This window comes from Novosphingobium sp. B-7, assembly GCF_000410615.1.
Classification (GTDB): domain Bacteria; phylum Pseudomonadota; class Alphaproteobacteria; order Sphingomonadales; family Sphingomonadaceae; genus Novosphingobium; species Novosphingobium capsulatum.
This window is the reverse complement of the sequence record NZ_KE148379.1, coordinates 1,312-3,777: the sequence shown is the minus strand read 5'-3', so window position 1 is coordinate 3,777 and position 2,466 is coordinate 1,312. Positions and strand designations below refer to the sequence as shown.

The 2,466-nt window shown below is 68.9% G+C and carries 3 protein-coding genes; 1 reads left to right on the top strand and 2 read right to left on the bottom strand.

The annotated features are described in order from the left end of the window. Window positions 1-203, bottom strand: a 203-nt coding sequence (locus H926_RS0115750) for a hypothetical protein (protein WP_028658094.1), incomplete at its 3' end; no start/stop codon positions are given. A 14-nt stretch (window positions 204-217) separates the two neighbouring features. After that, window positions 218-1,471, bottom strand: coding sequence for an outer membrane beta-barrel protein (locus H926_RS0115745; RefSeq protein WP_022677175.1), 1,254 nt, complete (start codon window positions 1,469-1,471; stop codon window positions 218-220). A gap of 380 nt (window positions 1,472-1,851) precedes the next feature. On the opposite strand from H926_RS0115745, the gene H926_RS0115740 reads away from it, so the two are divergent. Beyond that, entirely contained in the window at window positions 1,852-2,370 is a 519-nt protein-coding gene (locus H926_RS0115740) for a hypothetical protein (RefSeq protein ID WP_022677174.1), read from the top strand. The last annotated feature ends 96 nt before the right edge of the window (window positions 2,371-2,466 follow it).

The window sequence follows — 2,466 nt, the reverse complement described above, 5'->3', positions numbered from 1 at the left end:
GGCGCGCCAGCCAGATCGAGGCGCAGCGCGGCATGATCCGGGCCCGGCGCGAAGAGGCGCAACGCCGCCGCCAGCGCCACCAGAAACAGCAAGGCGATGGCCGCCCGCAGCGCGAGTTCGGCGCGCCGCGCTGCGGGATCATCGGCGCCGTCAGGGCCGTGGTGATCGGGCGTCAGATGCGGATCAAGCGGCAGGCTGGCCATCGCATTCCGCCCGTTCAAAACACATATTTCAAAGTGATGGTCGCGCGGTTCTGGTCATATTCGCGCGGCTTGGCCACGGGCGCGCTGGTGCGGCCCAGGGCATGGCGCAGCGCCCCTTCCACCATGACATGGGGCGCGGCCTGCCACGTCGCCGCAAGCCCGGCACTGGCATAGCGATCGACCCGCGCCCCGCCGCGAAAGCGGTTGATGGTATAGCTCACGCTCGGGCGCAGGATCAGCGTGCGCAGCAATTCGTGCGCGGCGCCCAGGCTGAACTGCTGTTGCTCGATCCCGGCGACATCGATGATTGGGGAGCGCTGGATAGTCTTGTCGGCCGCGAGCGACACGGTGGTCAGCGGCGTGACGTGCCATTGGACATTGGCATCGTAAGCCAGCCCGGCGATGGTGGGATAGGCCCGGCTGGCAAAGCGCTGGTGCAGATAGCCCAGCGCCACTTGCCCTTCGAGCAGGCGATCCTGGCCAAAGGCAATGCCGGCCATCACGGCATAGCCATGGCCGCGCCGGCTGGGCTGCGTGCGGTCTTCATGGGGATAGCGCGTGCTGTTGAGGCGCAGGGCGACCGACACCGCCACCGCCGAGGAGATCGGGCGGACCACCTTGGCTCCACCAGCCAGCGCCTGATAGTCGCGCGGGGCAAGCACGATGGTGGTGTTGCCATCGTGCCGGTTGAAATAGTGGAAGCGATCGAACCGCAGGTCGAACGCCAGGCGGGTGGCGCCCACGGCTTGCTCCACGCTGCCGCCCAGGCTTACCTGGCGATAGGCGATCGGCTTGACGCCGAACAGCGTGTCGCCGGTGGTGCCGCGCGCCTCGATCCGGCGATCGATCGCAGCGTCGAGGTTCACCCGCGTATCGCGCCCGATGTCGATCCGCCCGGCAGCGCCGGCGCCATAGCGATCGGTGCCTTCGGCGCCATGGCGGGCATAGCGTTCGAACAGGCCATCGGCACGCAGCGTCAGGGAATGGCGGTTCCATTGCGATTGCACGGTCACGGCCGGGGCCAGGTTGGCCCCGACATCGGCCACGCGCGGCACGCGGCGGGCATAGAGATCGTCGGTCGCCACCACGCCGAACGCCACCGTGGGCAGGATGCGCAGCGATCCGGCCACGAGCCCGGTGCCCTCCATGCCCGGCCGAATGCGGTTCTCCACGGTTTCGGGCCCGGCGCGGCGCTCTGGCGCGTTTTGCCCGGCGGCGAGCATCGGCCACGACAGCGCCCCAGCGAGCGAACCCCACCGCGCCGCCATTCGTGCCCAGCGCGCCCGGTGCCTCCGACCGGCCGCCGTCCCACGCGCCAGCGCGCCACCCCCCTGTCGCTGCTGTTGCACCATGCCTCCTGCCACCATCGCCATGGGCTGTCTGGTATCACCGGGGCGCGTCCCTCGCGGCAGCAATCGCCCCCATTGCCGAGGCACTTGGCGCGGCATCCTGGCGGTCACGGCATGTTGGGGATCAAGCGATCAGGTCAAATCCAAGCGATTCAGCGGTCTGGTATGCCGAAGGCGTGGGGCAGATTGCTGCCAAAGCCGGGATAGTCCCCCTCAGGCGTTGTGCGTAGCGCATATGCCTGGCCATTAACGATCGCGCGCAAGCATTCGTTGAGGGCTGCTGTGCCACCCATGGCAGGGTGAACCACCTGCTTGCCCGCCTTGCTCCTGTGCAACTCGTCCGCCTTGGCCGCGCCTTGGCGCTCGCCATGGCCACGCTGATGACCGCCGGCTATGTCACCGGCTGGGCATCGGCCGAGAGTACGGCGATCATGGCCTATGTTTTAGGGCTGCTGATCCTTTTGGCCGTGCCGGACCAGCCGAGTTCGGAATTGCTCGGCGCGCAGGCGGTGTGGATGAGCGTGGCCGAATTCCTGGCTGCCGCGCAATCGGGGCAGATGCAGGTGTGGCGCTGGGCGGTATCGGTCGCGGCGCTGGCGGTGGTGCTGATGTCCGTCAAGATCCAGCACTGGCGCAGCCTGGCGCGCAGCCATCCCTATTCGCCACTGCGCGATCTCGAACGGCGCGCGCCGCTGGCCAGTTCGGCCGTGCTCAATGGCCGGGTGCGGCCAGTGCGGCCAAGGCCGGGCCAACCGGCCGATGGTGGCGATGCGTCTGGCCCATCAGCGGTACGCTGGCGCCGCTCGTCGCACGGCTGACCCTGCGTCTGGGCGTGTTCTGCCACGGACCGGGCGGCCAGCCGCGCGGCATAGAAATCGAGCAGCCGGCCCACCCACGCATCGGGCGATAGCGCC

Bases quoted from the DNA above. Each gene is read 5' to 3' on its own strand.
- H926_RS0115745 (WP_022677175.1), bottom strand. From the start codon at position 1,471: ATGGCGGCGCGGTGGGGTTCGCTCGCTGGGGCGCTGTCGTGGCCGATG.